The following is a 25,043-nucleotide window of genomic DNA, read 5'->3' on the forward strand; positions in this document are numbered from 1 at the left end:
CACCTGTCAGGAGAAAAAGCCATGTCACGTCGATGGAAATCCATGCTCGCCGCGATGATCCCGCTGGCGCTGACCGCCACCCTCCCGGCCACGCCCGCACAGGCGCAGTTCGCGGGAACGGTCTTCGACCCGAGCAACTACAGCCAGAACATTCTGACTGCCGCGCGCACCCTCACGCAGATCAACAACCAGATCACCATGCTGCAAAATCAGGCGCAGGGGCTCATCAACCAGGCGAAAAACCTCGCCACCATCAATTTCCCCGAACTCACCGCGATCAGCCAGACGATCAATCAGGTGAACCAGCTGATGAGCCAGGCTCAGGCGATCCAGTTCAAGGTCGCCAACATCGACAGCCAGTTCAAATCTATGTTTCCCACGAGTTTCAATCAGGCGCTGACCGCCAACCAGCATGTCGCCGATGCGCGCTCCCGCCTGTCTGCCTCAATGACCGCCTTCCAGCACACGATGACGGTGCAGGCGCAGGTTGCCGAGAACATTGCGACCGACACCGCGACCCTTTCGACGCTGAGTGATCGCAGCCAGAGCGCGCAGGGTGCCCTTCAGGCCCAGCAGGCGACGAACCAGCTGCTCGCCCTTGTCGCCAAGCAGCAGATGCAACTCCAGACCATGATGGCGGCGCAATACCGCGCCGATGCCATCGACCGTGCCAACCGCACCCAGTCGCAGTCCGACGCGCAGGGCGCGGTCACCCAGTTTCTCGGCTCCGGCAGCGCCTACACACCCTGAGTAGCGGCTGCCTGAGGGCGGCGCCTCCCGGACGCAGGATGCCGGTTGAAGAGGTCGCCACCACTGTCGCGGGGCCTGCTGCCCGACGCTCGAGGCGGGCCCCGCGACCCTTTTGCCTGAACGCTACCTACGGCCCTGCAAGGACAAGCTCCCATGGCAGATCTTAATATCATCGATCAGTTCATGAGCGATTTCACCCGCTACATCGACAGCGGCTTTGGCCTGCTAGGCGGCGATGTTCATTTTCTGACTGTCACCTTGATCGCCATCGACATTACGCTGGCCGGGCTGTTCTGGGCGATGGGCGGCGAGGACAATGTCATCGGCAAGCTGATCCGCAAGGTGCTGTACGTCGGCACCTTCGCCTTCATCATCAACAGCTATTCCAGCCTGTCCGACATCATCTTCCGCTCTTTCGAGCAGGCCGGACTGACGGCGGGCGGCTCGACGATGAGCGCTGCCGATCTTCTCAAGCCGGGTAAGCTGGCGGGCACGGGCTTCTCTGCTGCCTGGCCGCTCCTGCAGCAGGTCAGCAAGCTCATGGGCTTCACCAGCTTCTTCGACAATTACCTCACCATCGCGGTGCTGGTGATCGCCTGGGTGATCGTCATCCTCGCCTTCTTTATCCTGGCGGTGCAGCTCTTCGTCACGATCCTCGAATTCAAGCTGACCAGCCTCGCCGGCTTCATCCTCGTCCCCTTCGCGCTCTGGAACCGCACCAATTTCCTGGCCGAACGCGTGCTGGGCAATGTGGTGACCTCTGGCATCAAGGTGATGGTGCTGGCGATCATCGTGGGCATCGGCTCCACCTATTTCAGCCAGTTCACCTCCAGCCTGCAGGGGCAGGACCCCGATATCGGTCAGGCGATGAGCCTGGTGCTCGCCAGCCTCGCGCTCTTGGGCCTTGGCATCTTTGGCTCTGGCATCGCGACGGGCCTGGTTGCCGGTGCTCCCCAGCTGGGCGCTGGATCGGTGATGGCCATCGGCATGCTGGTCGGCGGCGGCATGGCCGCCGGTGGCGCTGGCGCCCTGGGCGCGGCGCGTGCCGTCGGCGGCGCCGGGCTCAATGCCGTGCGTGCCGGAGCCTCCATGGGCAAGGCGGCTGCCGGGGCGTATCGCACCGGCCAGCAAGACGCCGGAGCCTCAACCGTCAGTGCCGGTTTGGCCGGTGTCTACAATGCCGCCCGTGCTGCCGCCGGCACGGCCACGAAGCAGGCCGCCGGTGAGGAAAAGCCTGCTGACTCTGAAGCCCCTGCGGGCGGTGCCCCGGGCGGTGGTCCGTCGGCTCCTGCGGGTAAGGGGCCCGAAACTCAGCAAGATCAGGCCTCGGATGAGGCCGCTCCGCCCTGGGCCAAGGCGCTGGAGTCTGCCCAGGCCGCACGCAATCGCCGCCAGAACGCGATCCATGCCCTGCAATCGGGGGATCACGGTGGTTCCGGCGCCAACCCCGACATCGAAGAGAAGGAGTGATCTCATGGTCTTCAAGCGCCCTGTTCAACGATACGGCCAGATGCCGGTGGCCGAAACGCCATGGCAACGCGCCGGACAGCTCTGGGATGAAAGGATCGGCTCTGCACGCGTCCAGGCCCATAACTGGCGGCGCATGGCCTTTGGCATGCTGGCCCTTTCGTGCGGCCTCTCCTGCGGGCTGGTCTGGCAGTCGCTTCAGAGCCGTGTGGTCCCCTATGTGGTCGCCGTCGATCATCTGGGCGAAGCCCGCGCCGTGACGCCCGCCGACCGGGCATATCAGCCGACCGATAGTCAGGTGGCGTGGTTCCTCGGCCATTTCATCACGGCGGTGCGGGCAAGGACGCTCGACCCGGTGCTGATGCGCGAGAGCTGGCTGCAGGCCTATGATTTCGTGTCGCCGCGCGGCGCGATCTTCCTGGGCGATTATGCGCGCAGTGCCGATCCTTTCGCCAATGTCGGTGAAAAGACCGTCTCGGTTACGGTGACCAGCGTGGTGCGCGCCAGCGCCAGTTCGTTCCAGGTCAAGTGGATCGAGAATGCCTATGATCGCGGCGCGCCTGCGGGCTTTTCCCATTGGACCGCGATGTTGACGGTCACGATGAAGGCCCCGGCCAGCGCCGAGATCCTCCGGCGCAATCCGCTCGGGCTCTACATCGACGCGATCGACTGGAGCCGCGAACTGGAGGTCCCCGGCGAGAAGCAGCCGGCCGACGCCACTGCGGCGCGAGCAAGCCAGCCCGGCTCCGAAACGAACATCCCCGCCTTCACGCAGCCTCAGATGGAGAACCACTCATGAAGTCCTGTCTTATCATTGCACTGGCCCTTCTGGCGGGCATCCCGCTCGCCCAGGCCGATACGCCCCCACCACCTCCTGCGCCAGGCACGTCCGCGCCAACGCCTGCCGCGAGCAATCCCAAAATTGTGGCGCAGCCCGTCGTGCAGCCAGTGCCCCAGAAGGCCAAGGCGGTCGCCCGCACGTCGTGGGCGAAGCGCAAGCGCCAGATCTGGCCGCCGGAGGCCAATGTGAAAGCTGCAAATCGCAGCGCGATGCGCGAACCCCAGCCATTCGGCTTCATCAATGCGGTTCAGGTCTACCCCTGGGCCGAGGGCGCTCTCTATCGGCTGATGGCGGCCCCTGGCGCTGTGACCGATGTCACACTGCAGGCCGGAGAGACGATCGTTTCGGTGGCGGCGGGCGATACGGTGCGCTGGACGGTCGGCGACACCAGCAGCGGGGCGGGGGATGCGAAGCGAGCTCACATCCTTATCAAGCCATTTGCCGCCGGATTGTCGACCAACCTGATCATCGCGACCGATCGTCGTACCTATCACCTCGAAATGCTGAGCACGCAGGGCACCGCCATGGCGGCGATCTCCTGGCTCTATCCGCAAGGTGAGCTGATCGCGATTGCCCGCAAGGTGCCGGAAGGGCAGGGCGCGCCTACGGACCGCGCGGGAGAGGGGCATGCCAGACCCGAGGCTGCAGCACTCGGACTCCCGGTCGAACGCCTGAACTTTGCCTATGCGATCGAGGGGGACGCACCATCCTGGCGCCCGCTGCGTGCCTTTGATGACGGGCGGCAGACCTACATTGAATTTCCGGCGAGTATCGCCGTGGGGGAGGCGCCGCCGCTCTTCGTGATTGGAAGCGCTGGTGAAGCCCAACTCGTCAACTATCGGATGTCGGGCCACTTCTATGTCGTCGATCGCCTGTTCGAGGCCGGAGAGCTCAGGCTTGGCGGCAAAAAGCAGGTGATCGTGAGGATCAGCCGAAAAGGCGGCGTCGCTGCCTCGGGCGCGGAAAGGAAGGCGTCATGAGCGAGGCAAAAAGCGCCTCCCCGGCTCCCGCTGACAAGATCGACCCGGAAACGCTGGTCCTGCGGGCCCAACCGCACAGGGTGGTCCGCTTCAAGAAGCAGGCGATCATTGCGCTGGCCTGCGTTGGCACGATTGGCATCGGCGCCATTGGCTATCAGGCGCTGAAATCGCCTGCCAGCCAACTGGCCGGAAAGGATGACGGGCAAGTTCAGGCAACCAAGGCACCCGCCGACGCTCTGTCCGGCGCGCCCAAGACCTACGGTGACGTGCCCCAATTGGGACCGCCATTGCCCGGTGATCTGGGCAAGCCCATTCTTGATCACCAGCAGGGTCTGGGCGGCACGCCCGCTTTTGCCTCCCCGACATCCGCCGATCAGGCAGCCCTTACCGCCCGCCAGAACCTTGAAGCCCAGCGCAAGTCAGCGCGCGAATCCGGCGTGATGGTGCAGATTGCCGGTGTTCAGCGGTCATCTGTGCCCGCGCAGCCGGCAGCCACCGATATGGGAGCGTCACTTCAAGAGGTTGCCGCAGCTCCTGTTGGACCTGCCAAGATGGCGCTGGATCCGGATCACGACCCGGGCGGCCAGCAACGCAAGGCTGACTTCGTCGCAAGCAAGGATACGTCCGGCGACATCAATCCTCATATGCTCTCGCCGCCAGTGTCCCCCTATACGCTGAGCGCGGGGACGGTGCTGGCTGCCAGCCTGATCACGGGCCTCAACTCCGATCTGCCGGGCCTCGTGACCGCCCAGATTACCGAGAATGCCTATGACAGTGCCTCCGGGCACTATCTCCTCATTCCTCAGGGATCGCGGCTCATCGGCAGTTATGACAGCGTGGTGGCTTACGGGCAGAAGCGGGCGCTGGTGATCTGGCAGCGGATCATCTTGCCAGACGGATCGTCGGTTCGCATCGACAATGTGCCGGCCAGCGATACAGCGGGTTATGCGGGGTTGGCTGACAAGGTCGACGTGCATACTTGGCAATTGCTCAAGGGTGTTGCCCTGTCGACCATGCTGGGCGTCAGCGCGCAGCTCAGCTTCGGCAGCAATGAAAGCGACCTGCTGCGCGCGCTGCGCGAGTCCACGCAGCAAAGTGTGTCACGGGCTGGAGACCAGATCGTCAGCCACGCCCTCAATGTACAACCGACGATCACCGTACGGCCCGGATGGCCTTTGCGGGTGGTCGTTCACAAGGACATCGTCCTGCCCCAGCCCTGGGGTTCTGGAAGGAGGCCATGATGGCAGAGCTCAAGCTGGGCAAACTGCCCGAGCGGGTCCCGGTCAAATTGACGATCAGCGTTACGCCTGATCTGCACCGCGTGCTAACCGATTACGCAGCAATTTACAATCAGTCCTACGGTCGGGAAGAACCGCTCGTCGAATTGGTGCCACATATGCTGGCTGTCTTTCTGGCAAGTGATCGAGCTTTTGCCAAAGCCCGAGGGACGCTGGGGAAGGAGGGCAGTGATGGCGCCGGAACCAACTGACTCGCGCCCTGGTATAGGTGGGAGCAACCGCGAACCACCCGACCGATTTCTGAAAATCGCGGAGGTTTGCCAGCGTGCCGGCCTCGGTCGGACAATGATCTACGGGTTGATCAAGACGTACCGTTTCCCCGCGCCTTACAAGATCGGCCCCAAGATAGCCCGGTGGAGCGAAAAGGAGCTGCTCGCATGGATCACAGATGTAAAGGATGGAAAGCTTGCGGCTCAGGAAGGGGCATTTGAGTAAACATTCATATGTAACACCTGTGGTGCCTCAGTTGCTAACCGCGATCCGCCGCGGAAGCGTTCCATCCACCATCCAGCGCCAAAAAATTCAGATTTGGCGCTGGATGATTCGCTCTCGCGATGCAGTAAGTTTGTTCTCTGCAGCCGCCTGCGCCGCGATCACATCCATGAAGCTGGTGCGGCCAAACCGGAACAGGCGGCCGGCCTGTCGGCTCGCCTGTTCGGCTTCATTGCGGGCATGGACCAGGCTGCGTTCCTCGCTCATCTCGTGCGAGTAGGTCGAAAGGGCAGTTTCGGTTTGCTTGAGCGCCTCGACCACGGTTCCGTCGAACTGCGCCAGAGCCATGTCCGCAACTGCTCAACTCTCACTTGGAAGCGTAGCCATCACGGCTTTCCGTGACCAGCACACGCCTCCGGCAACTTGTTGCGTGGAACTGGCGATGCGGGAGGATGAGAGGGCACAGTGCTATCGAGAGGCCCGTCACGTGGATAGTTGGTGCTTGTCTTGCAGTTGCCCACTAAGCGGCACCAGCGGCACCACGGCTTTCGCGGCCAGATCATCGAGGCCATCAGCGATCCATCGGCTGTACGTACGTTCGATCATGGCCACGCTGGTATCGTGCAGCGCCGCGACCAACCGAATAGGCAGACCATTGCGGATGCCGCGCACAATGCTCGAGTGCCGTAGCGAGTATGCTGCGACAGACGCGTCTAAGCCAGCCTCTTTGCGGATTGCAGCCCAGAATGTCGTCAAGTCGTGAGCTAAGCCCCAGCATCCCCTGCGCACCACAGTCCAGCGCACGGCGCCCTTGGCCTGCTTGTAATGAGGCCTTTCTAATAATGGAGCGTCGTTCGGACGGCCTGAGATGACGGGCAGCACTGCGTCCAGCACATCCTGACCAATCGGAACAGGGGTGAAGGCGTTCTTGCTCCCTGCCCCCTTCCTACTGGTGGGAACCATGATCCGCCTGCGGTCGATCTGGACGTCCCGCACACGAATACGCGCCACCTGCGAGAATCGCGCTCCGGTTGCTGCCAGCACGATAATCATCCGAACGAGGTCGCCGTCCCAACCTTTTTCAGCATCAGCTTTCTGTGCCGCCGCGATGACACTACCGATAGTGGTATCCGACAGGATTTGGTTCTCGCGTGCTGTCTCCTCGGCTTCGGCATGATCGCCGATCGCACATGGCAGTTCGAGTCCATGCCTGATGACAATCGGCAGGTTCTCAGGAAGCTTGCATCGGTGCGTTTTTGCGGCGGTGTTCAGAGCTGCGCGCAGATCATTGACTAATCGCCGACGGGATGATGCAGCCATGTCACCCGGCAGACCGCTGACCCAACCTTTAAGTTTTGGTTCGTCCAGATCGTGCAGGGCCACGTCCGCCAGCGGCGCAGCCGCGATTGCTTTGCGCTTCCGTTTGGCCTCAGTTCCGAGCAGGAACACTCCAAGGCGGTAGCTCGCAGACGATCGCACAGAGCGGCCGGCCCGGGCACTGTAGCGAGCGTCGATCGCGGCAAGATAGTCAACGACTGCGGTTCGCACGGTCTGCGCCGGGCCGTCAGCAGTGGCTTTCGCGTCTCGCCGACGCTGGACCACCTTTTCCCGTGCAGCACGAACCGCGGCAGCGAAATCTAGGGTTCCTTCCGCGATATGATCATCGGCAGTGCCCAGAGCTTCTTGGCAATAGCCAGCGCCATTCCGCCAGCGTACCAGCCATCCACCGCCGCGCTTGCCCTTTCGATAGCCAAGATGAACTTCCGGGTCTATGCCACGCCAATGAACACCGGCCTCCAATTTAGCGCGGGCATTCCGGGTCGTGATCGGCGCCTCGCTTAGGGTCTTTGCCATGGTGGCTCCAAACTTGTCGAATAACCGTCAAATATAAGGTAACGTATCCCAGTGAACCAAGCTGAACGCAACACCTTTAAAATCACGATTTTTCGCGAACTTTCATGAACGTCGGCGAACGAGGGAAGATCCTGGTCGATGCCGATGCCTGCCCGGTGAAGGAAGAAATCTACAAGGTCGCGCTGCGGCACGCCATCGCGGTGACCATCGTCAGCAACCAGCGCCTGCGGGTGCCGGAGCATCCGCTGATCCGGCGAGAGGTTGTCAGCGATGGCTTCGACGCGGCGGATGACTGGATTGCACAGGCCTGCACGCCCGGCAGCGTGGTCATTACAGCCGATATTCTGCTGGCGGATCGTTGCCTCAAGGCGGTCGCTTGCGTGCTGGCCCCCAATGGCAAGCCCTTCACGCAAAGCTCGATCGGCGCTGCGGTCGCGACCCGCGCAATCATGGCTGATCTGCGCGCGGGGGCCCTGGGCGATCCGATCGGCGGCCCGGCTCCCTTCGCGAAAGCGGATCGCTCGCGCTTTCTCTCCGCCCTCGATGAGGTGCTGGTCCGGCTCGGGAGGACGATCGGCCGCGCCTGACCTGCCCTCGCCGGGCGAGCCCCCTCCGGGGTTTCCAAATATCAATGCCGGTTGTCCCGGCAAACTGAAAGTCAAAGATGATGAGTGGGCATGTTTTGGTGGACAGGGCCCGCGTGCCTGATGGCGTGGAGCTGCAATTGCTGCGCAGCGGGGACGATTTCATCATCGCCATTGGCGACAATGAGCTGATGAGCACGGATATTTACGCCTCGGAACAGTCGCTGGCGCATTTGACCTGCCAACGGCTGGGCGCGCGCGCGGCGCCGCAACTCCTCATCGGCGGCTATGGCATGGGCTATACGCTGCGCGCCGCGCTGGATTCGCTTGGCGCGGATGCGCAGGTGATCGTGGCGGAAATCATGCCTGAAATCATTGCATGGGCGCGCGGGCCGATGCGGCAGATCACCGGCGACTGCCTGGATGACCCCCGGGTTCATCTGGTGGTCGATGATGTGGCGATGCTGATCCATGCTGCTGTCGATGCCTATGACGCCATTTTGCTGGACGTCGACAACGGGCCGGAAGGGCTGACGCGCCGCTGGAATGACGGGCTTTATTCCATGCAGGGCCTGCATGCGGCGCGAAAGGCGCTCAGGCCGGGGGGCATTCTGGCCATCTGGTCAGCCGATGCCGATGAGGCTTTCACCCGCCAATTGTGCGCTGCCGGTTTTCAGGTGAGCGAAGAAGAGGTGGATGCCTTGCGTCAGGCGGACGGCACCTGTCACCATATCTGGTTCGCAACCAATCCATGACAGGTCGGTCTCCGGCCTCGAAATGAATTGACAGAGGCCGCTGCCATGCCTCCGATGCAGGCGGGAACAGGCAGGAGGGTGCTTATGGATTACAGGCTGGAGCAGGATGATCTTGGCACCCATATCCACTGGGCTCTGAATGGTGTCACGGCGCGCATGATCGACTGGTTCTGGTCGAATATGGAAAAGGGCTTCATCCTCTGGCACCCCGAACAGCATGAGCCGATGAGCTGGCCGATCCCGCCGCGCCATGGCAATCTTCTGGGCGCTGTCCACAATGCCCCCCAGACCTGGGACGATGGCCGGCGTCAGGACCTGTTCATTCGGTTTGAGCCCTTGCGTGATGTGCCGGACGCCATTCGGGATGTCATCGATCACACCCATGTCATCGTGGTTGCGGGCCTTGGTCTGGATGAGGCCTCTCTCCACACGCAGGACCCCATGGGCTATCGCGTTCACCAATGGCAGCCATCGGATCGCGGGGTGGTCGGCAAGTCGACCGCGGTGGGGCGCCGCAAAGCGGAAACCCATGAGGACGGCAAGATCTGGGCCGCGCATGCCGCCACGGAAATCGGCAATTGGGCGCATTTCCTGCCGGACATCCACCGTCTGTATGAGGTGGTGACGGACACGCGCCGCAACCCCTTTACCGATCTGACCGTGGAGGGCACAGGACGCGCGGCACGCTATCGCCATATGCCCGGATAATGGTTACGTGGCCCGCCCGGGCCGGGGGCAGGGATCGCGGCGCTTGTCGGCGGACAATAATCGATGGCGAAGTGCGGCGTAGCACTTTACGCTCCGCCGTATGACCGAAAGCCTGGCCGCCCCCGCTGTTCCTGCAGACCGTTCGCCGCTGATCGCGAGCATCTCCTGTTTCACCTTTTGGGGGTTGCTGCCGATCCTCTTCATCTGGGCAGACCGGCTGGGGGCCGGCGCGATGGAGATCGTGGCCTGGCGGATCATCTGGGCGCTGCCCTGGGCCATCGCGCTTGTGCTTGTGGCGGGTCAGGGCGGGCATCTGCGCCGCTTGCCGCGGCATACGCTGGCGGCGCTGCTGCTGTCGGCCGCGCTGATCGCGGTCAATTGGTCGATCTATGTCTGGGCTGTCTGCTCGGGCCACACGATTTCGGCCAGCCTTGGCTATTACCTCAATCCCTTGCTCAACATGGCGGCGGGGGCGGTGCTGTTCAAGGAACGGATCGACCGCCCGGGGCGCATCGCCATCGCGCTGGCTGCCGTGGGCGTGGCCTTGCAGGGATGGGCGCTTGGCGAATTCCCATGGGTGTCGCTGGGCTTGGCCTTCACCTTTTGCGGCTATGGCATCGTGCGCAAATCCGCCGTGGTGGAGGCGCAGACGGGCCTGCTGGTCGAATGCATGATCCTGGTGATCCCGGCTGCCATCTATGCCTTCCTGCTGCATCGCGCCGGGCATGGCGTGTTCGGAACGACGCCGATGGTCTCGCTGGTGCTGGCTCTGGGCGGGCCGTCCACGGTGATCCCGCTGGCCCTGTTTGCCTTCGCCGCGCGGCGCATGCCCCTGACCGCCATCGGCTTCCTGCAGTTCATCGCGCCCACACTGCAATTTATGGTCGGGGTCGAGACCGGCGAGACGATGTCGCCGCTGCGCGCCTTTTCCTTCCTCTTCATCTGGGCGGGGGTGCTGGTGTTCGTTGTCGGGGCCTGGCAAAAATTCCGGGTCCAGCGGCGGGCGTGATGACACCGCGCTGACGTGGGCACTTTTCGCATGCCCGGCCCGATCTGATGTGTTCCGGGCAGGGCATGCGAGCGCCTTGAGCAGGCTCTAGAATTTGACGGAAAATCTGGCGCCATAGGTTCTGGGCGGGGTGGTGCCCACGACCGTCGTGGAGAGCAGAGGCGCGGGCGACATGAACACCGGAATCCGGTTGTTTTCCATGTTGCGCATATAGATGGCGAAGGTCCACCGGCTGTTGGCGGGGCCGAATGCGATCTGGGCGTTGCTTTGCCACGCGCCGCCCACCAGACCGCCGCCCTGCGAGATGTAGTAGAAGTTGATGTAATGGCTGCTCTTGTATTGGGTGTCGACGCCCAGCACCAGATTGTAGTCGCCCAGCGGGATCGTCTGCTGCGCGGCCAGATTGACTGTCCAGCGCGGCGCATTGTTGGCCGGATAGTTCGAGCAGTTGATCACATAGACCGCGCCTGACAGCGTGTAGGGGCAGCCCACAAGCGGCGGCGAGGAGGCGCCCGTGGTGTAGACGAAGGAGCGGTTCTGCGCGTGCAGATATTGCACATCCGCGCTCAGCAGCGTGTGGGGGGCCACCAGAGCCTTGATGTCGCCTTCCACGCCATAGATCCGCGAGGCGCCGATGTTATCGGTGAAGTTCGAGGTGCGCCCCGTTGAATCAAGCCCGACATGGTTGACCTGCTGGTTGACGTAATCCCACCAGAACCCTTCGAGATTGAGCTGCAGCCGGTTGTCCAGCAGCCGGTTCTTCACGCCGATGGTGTAGGCTGTGATGTATTCCGGCTGATAGGTTTCATGCCCCACCGAGGCCGAGAAACCGCCCGAGCGATAGCCCGTCTCCACGCTGGCATAGGCCAGAGAACGCGGCGCGAGGTCATATTCCACCGCCGCGCGCCAGGTGACGCGCTGGTTGGTCAGCTGGCTGTTGAAGGTGGCATCGCTGCGTGAGACGATGGCACCCGTGCCGGCAATGGGCAGCACGCCCGCCGCCGGAAAGGGGAAGGGCAGCTGCGCCGGGCTGTCGAGCACCGGCAGCAAGGGCGCATTGGGGCAGGTCGGCACGCCGCCCACCGTCGCCGCGCAGACGATCGTGCCGGAAATGCTGGTGCTGTTAAAACTCTTCTGGTCATGCGTGTAGCGCAGGCCGCCCACCAGCCGCAGCCGATCCGAGACATGGGCCGTCAGCCGCGCGAAAGGCGCCCAGCTTTGGGTGGTGATGCCCTGATCCGCCCAGGATTCCTGCGCCATGATGTCGATCACCTGATGGTAGTTTTCGCGCTCGTGATAGTAATAGGCGCCCAGAACATAATCGAACATGCCAAGGCGGTTGCCATTCAGGCGCAGCTCGCCGCTGTATTGTTCATCCGTCTCGCGCTGTTTGGCGAAGAATGCGGCGGCGTCCGACAGATAATCCAGATGGGAATAACGCCAGGCCGGGATGAAGGTGACCGTTCCGATGCCGGTGGTCCATGTGATCTCGGCATTGGTGCCGTAGAAATCATTGTTCTGGTAGGGCATCGGGGTCAGGGCATTCAACAGCCGCCCCGACACGCCCACATAGACCCCCTGACGAAACGCCTGAGAGGCCGGGGAATAGAGCCCTTCGCTCAGCGGAATGTTCGCTGGGGCAAAGGCATAGGCGCCCGTCGCGGGGTTCAGCGTGAACTTGCCCGTGTAGGAGACGCTGTAGCCATAGCCGCCATTATGCGCGTAATCGGCCCCGATCCGCACGGTGAGAGCATCGGTCAACCGGCCCATCATCTGAAAGCGCAGGCCCTCGGTGCGGTCGTCGCTGGTGCCATCGCTCAGATAGCCGTCGCGCCGTGTCAGCGTGCCTGACAGGCGCGCCGCGCCATGCTCACCCATGGCCAGATTGACGGCGCCTTCAATGTTGAGCGCATTGTAATTGCCGTAGCTGATCGTGCCATAGCCTGAATTCTCTCCCGGCCTGGGGCGTTCCGGGATGACATTGAGCGCGCCGCCCGTCGCATTGCGGCCATAGAGCGTGCCCTGCGGCCCTTTCAGCACCTCGACCCGCGCCAGATCGAAAAAGGACCCCGTGGTCGAGGTCGGGCGGCCGACATACACGCCGTCATAGTTGAAGGCGATCGCCGGATCGCTGGTGGGCACCACGGTGAAATTGCCCACGCCGCGCATGAAGATCAGATTGCCCGTGCTGCTGGGCTCCACCGTCAGGGCGGGCACCTGCGCATTGAGCAAGGTGGCGTTGCTCGCCCCGGCGGCCACCAGATCCGCGCCCGAAATCACGTTCACCGGAACCGCCGCGCGCTGCAGGCTTTCCTCGCGACGCTGGGCCGTCACGATGATGTCCTTCAGCCCGACCCCTGCGACGGCATCCTGATCCGCGGCATGGGACACGCCCGGCAGCACGCATGACAGTCCCACTGTGCACAACAACAGCTTACGCATCCCCGCCTCCATTTTATATCTGATTGCGGGGGAGGGTAAGTCAGAAGGGTGATAGGCGAGCGATGAATCTTTACCCCTTTGATACCCGCAACGGTTCGTTGGCCGGTGTTCAGCCCTCCGCCACATCCTGGTTGAAGGCATAATTGGCGCCGACCCTGCGCAACAGATCGCACAGATATTCGGCAATGGGGGTCAGCGGCATGTCGCGGCGGGTGACGATGCACATCGGCGGCGCCTTGAGCGGTTCGATCAGGTCCATCGTCTGGATCTCGCGTGAGAGGCCCGGCACGTCGAGCCACTGGCGCGGCAGCACGGTCAGCAGATCGGATTTGGCCAGAGCGATCAGCGCCACCAGCGCCGATCGCGCATGCAGCACGATCTTGGGTTCGGGCAGGCCCATCTCCTCGAAGGCATTGTCGAAATCGCCCTCGGTGCTGCGGGTGGAGAGCGTGGGGCGTATCCATTCCGCCCCGGTCAGATCGGCGAGGCTCTTCGCGCCTGACAGGGGATGGCCGCGCCGCGCCACCACCAGACGGCGGTTGTCGAACAGGGGCTCTACCATCAGCGAGGGGGCGATCCCGCCCATATTCACCGGCCCGACATAGATATCGACCCGCCCCTCGACGATCTGCTTCTCGATCGGGGGGAACAGGCTTTCCGACACTTTGAGCACCACATCGGGAAAGCGTTTGTAGAAGCGCTGGACGATGGCGGGCATGAACACCATCACCGATGCGGTGGAGAGGCCCAGCGTCACCTCGCCGGTGGCATTGCCTTTCAGCGTGCTCATCTCTTCCTGCAAACGGCGCAATTCGGCCTGCACCATCTTGGCGCGGCGGATGAAGGCCTCGCCGCCCTCGGTCAGGCGGATGCCCTTGACGTGCCGCTCGAAAAAGACAACCTCCAGCTCCTTCTCAAGATCGCGGATCGAGCGGGTGATCACCGGCTGGGCAATGCCCAGATGCCGCCCTGCCGCGCGCAGGCTGCCCATTTCCGCAACCGCCAGCACGTCGCGAATTTGCGTGAGCTTCATTCAGGGTTCTCCCGATCCTCTTTATTATACCGGCGATTATATCCCCGTGTGCGGCGCGCGCAATGATCCTGTCAGAGTATCAATGATCAGCATTTGCTGCCTCAACAGGGCGGCGGCGGCGACCTAGTCATGGCTGCAGGGCGTCCATGCAAGAACGCGCCAACCGCGAAACGGACAGAACGATGGCACAGCAATCATCCCCCACTCTGGCAGATGTTCACACCCCGCCGCTGCACAATCACTGGTATGTGGCCGGCTATGCCGATGAGTTCGACGAAGGCCTGCATGAGCGCATGTTTCTCGATCGCTCGATCGTCATCTACCGCAAGCAGGATGGCGATCTGGTGGGCTTGCAGAACCGCTGCGCTCATCGCTCCTTCCCGCTGGCGCATGGCTGGCGCGAGGGCGACACGCTTCGCTGCCGCTATCACGGCGCCCGCTATGATGCGGAGGGCCGGCTGGTCGAGATTCCCAGCATGGCCGCCTGCCCGCGCGTCTCCGTGCGGCGCTATCCCATGCGGATTGCGGGGCCTCTGGCGTGGATCTGGATGGGCCCGCCCGATGCGCCCGGGCCGCTGCCCGAAACGCCCTGGCTGGGCGAGGGATGGACCTATGCCACGGGGCAGTATCCGCTGCAGGGCAACTGGCTGCTGATGGCCGAAAACCTGATGGATCTGACGCATATCCCCTTTCTGCATGCCAGCACCTTCGCCTTTCCCAAAGGGTTTGCGCAGGCGCCCATCAAGCTGGAGGTGGCCGGTGAAAGGCTGAGCTTTTACCGTGACAATCCGCCTGCCTATCACCGCTCCGGCATGATGCGCCCGGCCCTGTCCGATGCGCTGGAGGCGGCGGGCTTCACTGCGCGCAGCACGGTCGAATTCGTCTCGCCCGCGCTGACCTTCGGCCGGGGCGAGTTCTTTCCCACGCAGGGCGCCATGCCTCAGCCCGATTACATGTGGCGCGTCGCCCATTTCATGACGCCCGAAACGCAGGGCCGCACGCATTACTGGTATTTCCATGCGCGCAACTACGATCTGGCCGATGCGGCGCTGACCGAGCAGATCCGTGCGCTGGTCGTGGCCGGTTTCGATGAGGACAAATTCGCCATCGAACAGATCCAGCGCATGCATGATGAGGACCGCCACGCCTATAGCGAGGTGCAGTTCCGCTCCGACGCTCCGGCGGTGGCCATGCGCCGCATCGTGGCCGCCATGGCCGCGCGTGAGGCGCAGGCTTGATGCGAACAAAAGGGGCGGGCAAGGGTATATACCCTTGCCCGCCCCTTTTGTTCGCTCTGAAAGATCAGCCCGCTTCGCTCTTGCTTTCGAAGGCAAACAGATCCGCGTCCGATCCGGCCAGCCGCATCGCGCGGAAGGGGGCATAGCGCGGGTCGGCGAAGAAGCTGTCGAGCGCCGCGCGTGAGGGAAAGCGCAGGATGGCGACACGGTCCGGCACCGGCCCCGGCTTCTCCCCCTCCACCCGCGTTATGTGGCGCGATGCGGCCACCCACACCGCGCCATACTCTGCCAGCAGGTCCGGCACCGTATCGAAATAGGGGGCCAGCCATGCGTCATCTTTGATGTCCATGGCGATGACCAGAAAGGCCTCCATCGGAGCGGTTGGGGGCGCGGCTACCTCGGGCATCAGGCCGTCTCCCGCTCCATGGCATCGATCCGGCGCGACACGCGCACCGCCGCCTCGTCGCAGGCCAGCATGGCGGGCTTGAGCGCATGGCGGGCGATCACCGCGCGCAGGCCCTCGATCGCCTCGACCATCGGCTTGTCCTCGATCAGCAGGGCCTGGCGCTGCCAGGCGCGGAAATCATCGTCCACCCTGAGGTCGTCAATGGCGAAATTGCGTGAGGCGCCGTAGAAATAGTGGCAGCTTTCATCGGTCTCGGGCGTGACGATATGCGTGCCCATGGAGTTCATGCTCTCCTCCTTGGGCGTGCCCGAAATGGCGAAGGCGATGAAATTGAGCATCGCGCTGACGGGATACCAGCGGATGTCATTCCACAGATCCACCGTCTGATTGCCCACATCGAGGAATTTCGACACGAAGACCGTGGGCGATCCGCCGGGCAGCTTCATCAAATTCTGGATGCAGCGGTCCTCGGCCACCACCTCGCGCTCGACCCGGTCGAAAGCGTCGGACTGGGCGTTGGCGCGGTGGACATATTGCGCGTGGCCCAGATCCATCAGATTGTCGACCAGCAGGCGATAGTTGCAGTCCACCCGCATATGGCCGCCAATGGTGCGCCGCCCGGCGGCGATGCGGCAGCTGTAATCGGGGATCAGCGCGGGGTCGGCATCGGCGGCCTCGCCCATCCAGATCCACACCAGATCGTCGCGCTCCACCGTGGGAAAGGCGCGGACATTCAGCGAGGCCGGTCGCGCGCCATTGCCATGCGGGTTGAGCGTGCAGCGCCCCGCGCCATCGAACTCCAGCCCGTGATAGGGGCATTGCAGATGGCCGCCCACCAGCATGCCCATGCTGAGCGGGGCGAAACGGTGCGGGCACAGATCGAGCAGCGCCGCCACCGTGCCCTCGGGCGTGCGATAGAGGACGATGGGCTCGCCCAGCAGCTTGCGGCCCAGCGGCTTGTCGGTCACTTCCGCGGGCAGGGCCGCCACATACCAGGCGTTGCGGGCAAAGGGCATGGTGGATTTCCTTCTGAAGGGCGGCTTATCGGGCCTGTGTCACGGCATAATCGATGTGGCTGATGGCGCCGTCGAACATCTGGGCGATCTCGCGCACGCGGGCGCGCATGGCGGCCCGGCCCGGCGAGGCGAGCATCGTGTCGATCCCCGCCTCATCGTCGAAGGTGACGAGGATCTGGCAATGGATGGCGGGCGGGCTGTCCTCCAGGCGGCGCGGCCACAGCGCCTGCACGCCGCGCACCCCGGGCAAGGTCCGGAGGCCAGCGAGAATCTCGCCATCGATGGCCTCGGCAAAGGCCTGTTCAAACCCCGGTCTGGGTTGGCCCAGCCAGAAAGCGGAACGTATCCACATCGTGTTTCTCCCTTGTGTCGCCTGGGCTCAGGCCACATTAGCACTGTGTTGATGGGCCGGCGACGGCGCCCGTCCGGTGACATGGGTCAGCAGGCCGGTTTCGGGCCAGGCCGCGCCGCGCCAGGCGACATGCTGGTCAGGACGGATCAGCGCCCGGCGCGCCTGATAGAGGCCGTCCAGCGCCGGATCGTCGAGCCGCACCACGCGCAGGGGGACGGCCTGCGCCGCCGCTTCCGCCTCGGCGCGGGCCAGATCCTCGTCGTCATCCTCGCCGTCGCCTCCGCCCCCGCCCCCGCCTAATGCCAGCAGCGTAAAGCCCGGCCCGAACAGGTCATAGAGCGAGCGCCCGTCCGCCAGCCAGCGATGCGGGGCAAGGCAGCCCGGCATGGCGCTGGGCACATAGTCATGCGAGCGGGTCCAGTGCGCATCGCTGCCATCGGGCACGATCACCGGAGAATGCTCGTAACAAATGCCCAGCACCACGCCCAGAGCATAGAATTCCCCATGCTTGGCGGTGCGGATGTAGTCGGCCAGTTCCGTGCGGGCGGCCTCGCCTTCGGGTGTCATATCCTCAAGGCCGGGCTTGGACAGGCGGTTGGGCGAAAGCGCATGATTGGCCTCTGCCTCATCCAGCACGAAGTCATGGGCGGGGCGGCGTTCGGCCTCATAGCTGTCGAGCAGGGCGGGGCCGCCCCAGCCTTGCAGCACCGCCGCGATCTTCCAGCCCAGATCGACGGAATCGGCGATGCCCATGTTCATGCCAAAGCCGCCATAGGGCGGGTGCAGGTGGCATGCGTCGCCTGTCAGGAACACGCGGCCCTGCCGATAGCGGTCGGCCAGCAGGCGACTGGCGATCCACTCGTCGCTGCTCAGGATTTCATAATCCATGTCGATCCCGGTCGAGCGGCGGATCAGGTCGCGGACCTCGTCCTGCGAATAGGTCACATCCTTGCCGACCAGCGTGGGCATGAAGAACCAGCGGTCATCATCGTCCATCGGGCCGATCAGGCTGGGCACCTCGCTGTTCAATTGCCAGAACATGATGCCCGGCCCATGCCCATGCGCTTGCGCGAGGCCGGGCGCGCGAAAGATCGTGTTGTAGTTGCGCGACAACCCATGGGTGCCCTGCATTGTTGCGCCCATATGCTCGCGCACCGAACTGCGCGCGCCATCGGCGCCGATCAGATAGTCGGCGGTGATGGCGCGTTCCTCACCCCTTGCCACATCGCGGATGCGCAGGCGCACGCCATCGGCATCCTGCTCGAACCCCAGATACTCCTGCCCGAAGGCCAGCGTCACATCGGGCAGCGTGGCGGCATGGGCGCGCATCACCGCTTCGAGCTTATATTGCGGAATCCATTGGCCATGCTCGGAATAGCGCTCATCGCGCGCGGGCGAGCAGCTGAGCGCATGATCGAAGCGCGCGATGCCCGGCCCGCCCAGCCGCGTGACGAAATGCACATGCGAGGGGTAATCCACGCCAAAAGGCGCGGCCTTGGCCAGCTCATCGGCGATGCCCCAGCGGCGCAGATGTTCGCGCGTGCGGACATGGGTGGTCTTGGCGCGGGGGGCATGGCCGGCGCGCGCATTGCGTTCCAGCACCAGGCAGGGGATCTGTCGGCTGCCCAGCTCGATCGCGGCGCCCAGACCGGCAGGGCCCGCCCCCACGATGACGACCAGGGGCCGCCCGATGTCCTCTCCCTCACGCATGATGGTTGTTCTCCTGTTTGTCTGTCGCGACCGGCGGGCAGGGGGCGCATGAGGCCATCCGCCCCGGGCGCGGCGGGGCGGCGTGTCAGAGCGGACCGATGCGGTAGTAAGGTCAGGCGTGCTGGCGTTCAGCCTCGTGGAGGAAGGCCGTGAACACCTCATTGAAGGCGTCTGGCGCATGCTCTTGCGGGAAGTGGTGCGGGCTATCGATGCGCACATAACGGCCACCGGTGATTTCGGCGGCCTTTTCGCTGCTGGCATCGATGCCCGGGTTCCATCCGCCCGATACGGTGAGCAACGGGATGCCGTTGGCCTTCACCGCCTCGACCAGCTCGCGCACCCGTTCGGGCGTGGGCAGCTTGATGGCGGAGAGGCCACGGCCCACGGCCTCCTGCTCTGCGACGCCGCGCCTGCCGCGGATGCCTTCGGGAATGCCCGCAACTTTCGAGAAGCGCACCGCCAGATCGGCCAGCGAGGTGGCGCCCTGCATCGCCTCGCCCATCTCGCGCAGGAATGTCTGCGTGCGCGGATCATCGAGCGTGAGATGCTGCATGGCCGCCTCGATCAGCGTCAGCGAGCGCACCGCCTGGGGCCGCGCCGCTGCTGCCGCCAGCGCCACCAGACCGCCGTAGCTGTGGCCGACCAGATGGCCGCCATCGCCCAGCAGATCGGCGGCCCACAGGCCGTCCAGCTCGAAATCGTCGGGCCGCCCGGCCGAGGGGCTCTGGCCATGGCCGGGGCGGTCGGGCACCAGCACCTGCCAGCCTTGGTCGCCCAGCACCTGCTGAGCCGAGAAATGCGCGTCGCCGCCCACGGAGGAGCCCTGCGCGCTGCCATGCACCATGACGATACGGCTGCCCTGCTGGCCCCAGCGGGTGATGTGAAGATCGGGGTTGGTCATCGCAAACTCCTCCTGCAAACTGTGGGGATCAGCCCTTGAACGGGGCCGCCATGAAGGGTGTCATCCGCTTGGCGACGCGATCGCGCCAGACGCCATAGGGCTCGAAACCGGGGGATTTTTCACACATGGCGCGGGTCTGTTCGTAGATGCCCTCGTCGCTCAGCGAGAAATCGAGCGGGATGAGGAAGGGCTGGTCCATGTACCAGTCTGAATCGACGAAGAATTCCAGATTGTTGCCTTCCGGATCATGGGCATAGATGCTCCATGCGATGCCGTGGTTGCCGGGGAAGATGTGGTTGGCCCCATCCTCCTGCAGGCGCTGATGGATGTCGCGCAGATCCGCGATGCTGCCCATCTTGAAGGAAATCTGGTTGATGCTGGGGCCGAACTGGGTGGCATGCACATTGTCTGGCAGGGCGGGCGGGCGGCCCGTGGCCAGCACGATCTGGTGATGGTCCAGCGGATCGCGCGAGAGGAACACCAGCTTCATGCCCATGTCCAGCTCGCCGCGATCGGTGACTGTAAAGCCCAGCACATCGGTGTAGAACCGCTCCATACGGTCGATGTCGATGACGCTGAGCCCCATATGGCTGAACATCAGATTGGGCGCGGAGCGGGCGGCGGGGGGATGGGCGGGGCTCATCATTCTCTCCGTGAAGATCTGCCAGAGGGCGTCTTCTTGCCTGCGAATGTGGAGGAGAGAGCCTCTCTTCAAAAGATGGCAAAGCAGGCTTCATGATACTCCAGCAGGTTCATGAGGCCGGTGGTGTGACCTGCCCATCAGCCGCCCCCCGGAAGGGAGACGGCTGACAAGGGGCGCGCGTTCACGCCACCAGAGCGCAGTCGAGCGAGGCAAGGCCGCGCAATGTGTTGTGCGGGCGGCGGACCGGGTTCGACGCCTCGATCCGCCGGACCTTGCGCGCCATCGTCTCAAGGATGACCGAGATTTCAAGCTTGGCCAGATGCATGCCGGCGCAGACATGCGTGCCCATGCCAAAGCCGAGGTGGTCGCTCGGGCGGCGATGGATGTCGAAGCGCTGAGGATCGGGGAATTTGTCGGGGTCGCGGTTGGCGCAGGCATAGAGCATCAGCACCCGCGCTCCCGCCGGAATGCGGACATCGCCGACCTCGACATCGGCGGTGACATGCCGGGAAAAGGCGCGGATCGGCGATTCAATCCGCACCACCTCATTGATCGCATGGGGGATCAGCGCCGGGTCCTCGCGCAGCAGGTCCCATTGGTCGGGATGGGCTGCGAAGAGTTCCAGCGCCGCGCTGGTGGCGTTGATCGTGGTGTCGAGCGCGGGGGTGAGATAGTCGATCAGCATCATCCTTGCCGTGTGCTCGCTGATCGTTCCGGCATCCGCCGCGATGAAGAGCGCCTCGCCCCATCCGCCCGGGATCAGCGAGGCGCGGTCAAGCCGTTCGAGGACATAGCCGATCACATGCTGGGCGATCTCCAGACCTTCCAGCGTGCGCGCATTCTCGATGGGGCCGAAGGCGTTGAAGATCGCGGCGGCCCATTCGAGCATGTTCCGGCGTCCCTCCTCGTTGAGCCCGACCAGCTCCGTCACGATGGCCAGCGGGAGGTAATGCGCCAGTTCGGCCACGCCATCGAAGCTGTCGCGGGTGAGCAGGGTATCGATCTTGTGTTCGACCAGCGCCTCCAGACGGGGCCTCAGCTCGGCCAGCGCCTTGGGCATCAGGGGCCGGGCGAACAGGCGGCGCATGGCCAGATGCTGGGGATCGTCGCTGCACAGCATGATCCCTTGCGAGGCGCTGTTCATCGGCTCATTCACCATGCAGCCGCTGGCCGAGGAGAAGATCTCGGGCGACAGCAGCGCGCTGCGCACACTGTCATAACGGGTTAGCGCCCAGACCTCGTTCCGTGCCAGCCATACCGCCGGGCCGAGCGAACGCAGGCGGTCATAGTGCGGGTAGGGATCGAGGATGACCGCATCGCTCCAGAAATCGATCTCGCAGGTGGGAATGGCCTTGGTCAGCTGCATCGCGTCTCTCCGTTTCAGTGCTTTATGTCTGGGTGACATTCTGTCATTATGAGGGCATGGATCATGTCGAGACTGCCACCCGCCCCGTTGGCGAGGCCACCAAGGAAGATCACCGCGTCCGCGTCGCGCGGGAAAGGCGCGAACGCATGCGCGCCCATCTGCTTCAGTCGGTGATGGCGGTCTGCGGCGGCAGGAAGCTGACGGGGGCGACCGTGATCGAGGATGTGGTGCGCCACGCCGGCGTCTCGCGCGGGACCTTCTACAAATATTTCGACACGCTGGATGAGGCGGTCACGCAACTGGCCTTCGAACTGGCCGAGCAGATGACCGACGACATCCACAACGTCTATGATGTTTTGACCGACCCGGTGATGCGGACGGCAACGGGCTTCCAGACCTTCCTCTCGCGCGCCTGGATCGATCCGGACTGGGGCAGCTTCATCACCCATCTCGGGCTGCTGAGCGGTGAGGACGGGCTGATCGCCAGCAAGGTCAAGGGTGACATCAGGATGGGCGTCGAGACGGGCGACTATTCGGTGGTGGCGGTCGATTTCGCCGCGGATCTGCTGATGGGGGCCAAGCATGAGGCGATCCGCCGCATCATCTCGGGCGAGCGGGACACGGCCTATATCACCGGCGTTGCCGCGATGGTGCTGCGCAGCTTCGGCGTCTCGCCGAGCAAGGCCGAGAAGACGTCCGAGAACGCCTTCAAGCGCCTGCGCATTGAGGCGCCCGGCATGATGGCATGGTGGCGCCCGATCGGCTGAGAGGGATGCGGGCGCCACAACCATCTCAATATTTGAAGTGGACCGAGATCATCACGGTGCGCAGCGGGTTGGGCCCCGCCAGATAAGCCCCGTAATAGGCGCTGAACCGGGGATCGACCGAAGGGCTGGCAAAATCCTGCGAGATCGCATTGGTGACATTTTTGGCGACCACATCGATGCCCCATCTTTTGTCGCTGGTCTCGATGCCCGCCTGCAGGTCAAGCGTCGTCAGCGGTTTGGATGGGAACAGCTCCTGATCCTGATTGAACATGCTGCTGCGGTGGCGGACATTGCCGCCAAGATGGCCTCTGAAGCGGGTGCTTAGCCGCGTTTCATAGGTGAGCCCCGCGTTGAAGATGATCTTGGGCGCCTGCGAGCGGCGGTAGCGACCATAGACCGGATTGCCGCTGGCATCCACGGTGGGGGCATTGGTGGCCGGATCGATCGGCTGGATGATGCCGGTTGCATCGGCATAGGTCAGCCCGCCATCAAAGCGCAGGTCCCGCGTCATCTGGAAGGCGCTTTCCACCTCCACGCCGCGGCTGCGGGCCGGGCCGTTGAAGGTGATGAAGCCCAGCGTGCCGCCGGTGAAGATCGTATCCTGAAAATCCGTGATGTCGGTCCAGAAGCCCGCGATGTTGAAACGCAGCCGCCGGTCGAACAGGGTGGTTTTCAGGCCGACCTCATAGCTTTTGACCTTCTCGTCGCGGATGCCGGAACCGGCGGCGACCAGAGCGGCAGGCACCTTGCCATTGACCAGCGCCGTGGGCGGCACGGCGATCGTGTTGCTCTCGACAAAACCGCCAGATTTGCTGCCGTGCCCGAAGGAGGCATAGGCCATCACGTTGCGCGTCACATCATATTGCAAGCTGACATTGCCATCGACGAAACCTGAATCATGCGACAGCGGGGTTGGGTCGAAGGGCGGGTTGGCGATGGTGTTCCAGACGGTGAAGGGCGCCAGCGCGGTACGGCCATAGAGCACATCCTTCGTCTCGCGCGTGTAGCGCAGGCCGCCGGCCAGGCGAAGGCTGCCGGTGATGTGATAAGTACCTGATGCGAAGACCGAATAGGCCTTCTGGTCCTGAATGAAGTGGTTGACGAAAGGGCCGTTGAACAGCTGGCCGGGGCCGGGCGCGCCCACTGGCGGAAAGCCGGGCACATGCCATTCCTGATCCTCACGCGAGTCCCAATGGCTGCTCAGGTAGAAGAAGCCCGCCATATAATCGAGCTTGCCCCCGGTGGGCGACTGGATGCGCAACTCCTGCGTGAACTGGCGATAGCGTTCGGAGCGGAAGAAGTTCACGCTGTCGTCGGTGGTGAAATCGAAATCGTCGGCATTGTTCAGCGCATAGGTCACATAGGAGGATTGCGCGGTCAGCAGATGATCGCCCAGCTTCAGCTCGGCCTTGGCGGTGGCCAGATTGGAGCGCGTGCGGTGAAACGTGTCGCCATTGGCCGTCGCGCTGGTGAACTGGGCCGTGTGGCCGTCGAGCACGGTTTCGCCATAACTTGCCGGCACATTGCCGCCCACCAGCTGATAGCTGGAGCCGATCTGGCGGTTCTCGGCATATTGGTCCGAGACGGTGAGTGTCAGCGTGTCGGTCAGCCGGGCGCGCAGGGTGGCGCGCAGGCCCAGATCCTTGTGCTCTGGGCCATCATGATTGGTGGCGTCATTATGCACCCATCCGTCAAGGTCATTGTAATGCGCCGCAACACGAAGCGAGACTGTGTCGCTGAACGGCAGATCGCTGGCCGCATCCAGCTGATAGCCGCCATATTGCGCCTCATAGCCGGCGCGGCCCTCGACGGAAAATGTGTCGCCCGGCTGTTTGCTGACCACGCTGATCGCGCCAAGGCTGGCATTCTTGCCCAGCAGGGTGGACTGGGTGCCCTTGATGAACTCCATGCGGTCCATGTCGAAGAAGCCGGTGGAATAGAGCCGACTCTTGCCGAGAAAGACGCCATCGTTGAACACGGCGACGGATTGCTCAAAGGCTTGCGGACGCGCCTGCGTGCCGAGGCCGCGGAAGGTCAGCGCCAGGCCATCGTCCGGCGCGCGTGAGAAGACCACGCCGGGCACCAGCGTGACGGCCTGGAACAGATCCTTGATCCCCTGCGTGGCCAGCGCCTGACCGCTGACGGCGGTAACGCTGACGGGGATGCGCTGCACCGATTCGGACCGTTTCTGCGCCGTCACCACGATTTCCGCCACGCCGGGCTGCGCGGCGGAACCCTCCGGGGCGCTCGGCACCGATTGGGCGGATACCCGGCCCGCGCCCCCGCAGAGCAGGCCGCACAGGGCCACCGAAGCAAGATAATGCCTTCGTGTCATCGTCATCCCCTCTCTCCTCGCGGCCCGGCGATTCAGTGATCGCGCAGGTCCGCTTGCATCGCCGCTCATCCGGCGGCCTGAGGATGATGTTGACTTCATAGTGACAGATCTGTCAAGATGACATATATGGTCATGATGAAAAGATCCGACGCGCCA

25 protein-coding genes are annotated in these 25,043 nt (G+C 63.8%); 13 read left to right on the top strand and 12 right to left on the bottom strand.

Translation table 11 applies throughout. The annotated features are described in order from the left end of the window. Nucleotides 1-21: 21 nt before the first annotated feature. The 7 genes from trbJ to HGK27_RS31205 all read left to right on the top strand — a co-directional run bounded on the left by trbJ (nt 22) and on the right by HGK27_RS31205 (nt 5,771). Nucleotides 22-750, top strand: coding sequence for a P-type conjugative transfer protein TrbJ (gene trbJ / locus HGK27_RS25560; RefSeq protein WP_206243646.1), 729 nt, complete (start codon nt 22-24; stop codon nt 748-750). A gap of 153 nt (nt 751-903) precedes the next feature. Next, nucleotides 904-2,220 carry a P-type conjugative transfer protein TrbL gene (gene trbL, locus HGK27_RS25565; protein WP_206243647.1) on the top strand — a complete coding sequence of 439 codons (1,317 nt, stop codon included), beginning with the start codon at nt 904-906 and terminating at the stop codon, nt 2,218-2,220. Between the two features lie 4 nt (nt 2,221-2,224). After that, a complete protein-coding gene (gene trbF / locus HGK27_RS25570) occupies nt 2,225-3,016 on the top strand; it encodes a conjugal transfer protein TrbF (protein ID WP_206243648.1) in 792 nt (263 codons plus the stop codon). After that, on the top strand, nt 3,013-4,038 hold the full coding sequence (gene trbG / locus HGK27_RS25575; RefSeq protein ID WP_206243649.1) for a P-type conjugative transfer protein TrbG: 1,026 nt from the start codon (nt 3,013-3,015) through the stop codon (nt 4,036-4,038). The genes trbF and trbG overlap by 4 nt, the downstream gene beginning before the upstream one ends. Then, nucleotides 4,035-5,279: a TrbI/VirB10 family protein gene (locus HGK27_RS25580; protein ID WP_206243650.1), complete on the top strand. Its 1,245-nt coding sequence runs from the start codon at nt 4,035-4,037 to the stop codon at nt 5,277-5,279. The genes trbG and HGK27_RS25580 overlap by 4 nt, the downstream gene beginning before the upstream one ends. Beyond that, a complete protein-coding gene (locus HGK27_RS25585) occupies nt 5,276-5,527 on the top strand; it encodes a DUF2274 domain-containing protein (protein ID WP_407674664.1) in 252 nt (83 codons plus the stop codon). The genes HGK27_RS25580 and HGK27_RS25585 overlap by 4 nt, the downstream gene beginning before the upstream one ends. A 94-nt stretch (nt 5,528-5,621) precedes the next feature. Beyond that, nucleotides 5,622-5,771, top strand: a complete 150-nt coding sequence (locus tag HGK27_RS31205) for a helix-turn-helix transcriptional regulator (protein WP_241127862.1) — start codon at nt 5,622-5,624, stop codon at nt 5,769-5,771. Between the two features lie 87 nt (nt 5,772-5,858). Here the strand turns inward: HGK27_RS31205 and HGK27_RS25595 are convergent, their stop codons facing one another. Continuing rightward, entirely contained in the window at nt 5,859-6,116 is a 258-nt protein-coding gene (locus HGK27_RS25595; RefSeq protein WP_206243652.1) for a hypothetical protein, read from the bottom strand. Between the two features lie 135 nt (nt 6,117-6,251). Beyond that, nucleotides 6,252-7,622, bottom strand: coding sequence for a tyrosine-type recombinase/integrase (locus HGK27_RS25600; protein WP_206243653.1), 1,371 nt, complete (start codon nt 7,620-7,622; stop codon nt 6,252-6,254). Between the two features lie 104 nt (nt 7,623-7,726). Between HGK27_RS25600 and HGK27_RS25605 the strand changes: the two genes are divergently transcribed. The 4 genes from HGK27_RS25605 (at nt 7,727) to rarD (ending at nt 10,678) form a co-directional block, all read left to right on the top strand. Beyond that, nucleotides 7,727-8,209: a YaiI/YqxD family protein gene (locus tag HGK27_RS25605; protein WP_206243654.1), complete on the top strand. Its 483-nt coding sequence runs from the start codon at nt 7,727-7,729 to the stop codon at nt 8,207-8,209. Nucleotides 8,210-8,307: 98 nt separating this feature from the next. Continuing rightward, on the top strand, nt 8,308-8,961 hold the full coding sequence (locus HGK27_RS25610; protein WP_322099054.1) for a spermidine synthase: 654 nt from the start codon (nt 8,308-8,310) through the stop codon (nt 8,959-8,961). Nucleotides 8,962-9,045: 84 nt separating this feature from the next. Then, nucleotides 9,046-9,669, top strand: a complete 624-nt coding sequence (locus HGK27_RS25615) for a hypothetical protein (RefSeq protein WP_206243656.1) — start codon at nt 9,046-9,048, stop codon at nt 9,667-9,669. 100 nt (nt 9,670-9,769) lie between these two features. Further along, a complete protein-coding gene (rarD, locus tag HGK27_RS25620) occupies nt 9,770-10,678 on the top strand; it encodes an EamA family transporter RarD (RefSeq protein WP_206243657.1) in 909 nt (302 codons plus the stop codon). A gap of 87 nt (nt 10,679-10,765) precedes the next feature. On the opposite strand, the gene HGK27_RS25625 is transcribed toward rarD, so the two are convergent. Both HGK27_RS25625 and HGK27_RS25630 read right to left on the bottom strand, forming a co-directional pair. Further along, entirely contained in the window at nt 10,766-13,120 is a 2,355-nt protein-coding gene (locus tag HGK27_RS25625) for a TonB-dependent receptor (RefSeq protein ID WP_206243658.1), read from the bottom strand. A 109-nt stretch (nt 13,121-13,229) separates the two neighbouring features. Beyond that, the gene (locus HGK27_RS25630) at nt 13,230-14,153 is read right to left on the bottom strand and encodes a LysR substrate-binding domain-containing protein (RefSeq protein WP_206243659.1); all 924 of its coding nucleotides are present in this window, start codon (nt 14,151-14,153) and stop codon (nt 13,230-13,232) included. A gap of 182 nt (nt 14,154-14,335) precedes the next feature. Between HGK27_RS25630 and HGK27_RS25635 the strand changes: the two genes are divergently transcribed. After that, nucleotides 14,336-15,391 carry an aromatic ring-hydroxylating dioxygenase subunit alpha gene (locus HGK27_RS25635; protein WP_206243660.1) on the top strand — a complete coding sequence of 352 codons (1,056 nt, stop codon included), beginning with the start codon at nt 14,336-14,338 and terminating at the stop codon, nt 15,389-15,391. Nucleotides 15,392-15,455: 64 nt separating this feature from the next. On the opposite strand, the gene HGK27_RS25640 is transcribed toward HGK27_RS25635, so the two are convergent. The 7 genes from HGK27_RS25640 to HGK27_RS25670 all read right to left on the bottom strand — a co-directional run bounded on the left by HGK27_RS25640 (nt 15,456) and on the right by HGK27_RS25670 (nt 21,785). Further along, a complete protein-coding gene (locus tag HGK27_RS25640; RefSeq protein ID WP_206243661.1) occupies nt 15,456-15,797 on the bottom strand; it encodes a DUF1330 domain-containing protein in 342 nt (113 codons plus the stop codon). Continuing rightward, a complete protein-coding gene (locus HGK27_RS25645) occupies nt 15,797-16,813 on the bottom strand; it encodes an aromatic ring-hydroxylating dioxygenase subunit alpha (protein WP_206243662.1) in 1,017 nt (338 codons plus the stop codon). The genes HGK27_RS25640 and HGK27_RS25645 overlap by 1 nt, the downstream gene beginning before the upstream one ends. Nucleotides 16,814-16,838: 25 nt before the next feature. Next, nucleotides 16,839-17,165, bottom strand: coding sequence for a hypothetical protein (locus HGK27_RS25650; protein ID WP_206243663.1), 327 nt, complete (start codon nt 17,163-17,165; stop codon nt 16,839-16,841). A gap of 27 nt (nt 17,166-17,192) precedes the next feature. Beyond that, nucleotides 17,193-18,875: an FAD-dependent monooxygenase gene (locus HGK27_RS25655; protein WP_206243664.1), complete on the bottom strand. Its 1,683-nt coding sequence runs from the start codon at nt 18,873-18,875 to the stop codon at nt 17,193-17,195. 112 nt (nt 18,876-18,987) lie between these two features. Next, a complete protein-coding gene (locus tag HGK27_RS25660) occupies nt 18,988-19,776 on the bottom strand; it encodes an alpha/beta fold hydrolase (protein WP_206243665.1) in 789 nt (262 codons plus the stop codon). A 28-nt stretch (nt 19,777-19,804) separates the two neighbouring features. Next, nucleotides 19,805-20,422, bottom strand: a complete 618-nt coding sequence (locus HGK27_RS25665) for a VOC family protein (protein WP_241127468.1) — start codon at nt 20,420-20,422, stop codon at nt 19,805-19,807. 178 nt (nt 20,423-20,600) lie between these two features. Beyond that, nucleotides 20,601-21,785, bottom strand: a complete 1,185-nt coding sequence (locus HGK27_RS25670; RefSeq protein WP_206243666.1) for a cytochrome P450 — start codon at nt 21,783-21,785, stop codon at nt 20,601-20,603. Between the two features lie 56 nt (nt 21,786-21,841). Here HGK27_RS25670 and HGK27_RS25675 point away from each other — a divergent pair, with 56 nt between their 5' ends. Beyond that, the gene (locus HGK27_RS25675) at nt 21,842-22,552 is read left to right on the top strand and encodes a TetR/AcrR family transcriptional regulator (RefSeq protein ID WP_206243667.1); all 711 of its coding nucleotides are present in this window, start codon (nt 21,842-21,844) and stop codon (nt 22,550-22,552) included. Between the two features lie 25 nt (nt 22,553-22,577). Here HGK27_RS25675 and HGK27_RS25680 read toward each other — a convergent pair whose 3' ends face one another. Beyond that, complete coding sequence (locus HGK27_RS25680; RefSeq protein ID WP_206243668.1) at nt 22,578-24,893, bottom strand: TonB-dependent receptor; 2,316 nt, start codon at nt 24,891-24,893, stop codon at nt 22,578-22,580. Nucleotides 24,894-25,043: the final 150 nt, after the last annotated feature.

The organism is Novosphingobium terrae, from assembly GCF_017163935.1.
GTDB lineage: Bacteria > Pseudomonadota > Alphaproteobacteria > Sphingomonadales > Sphingomonadaceae > Novosphingobium > Novosphingobium terrae.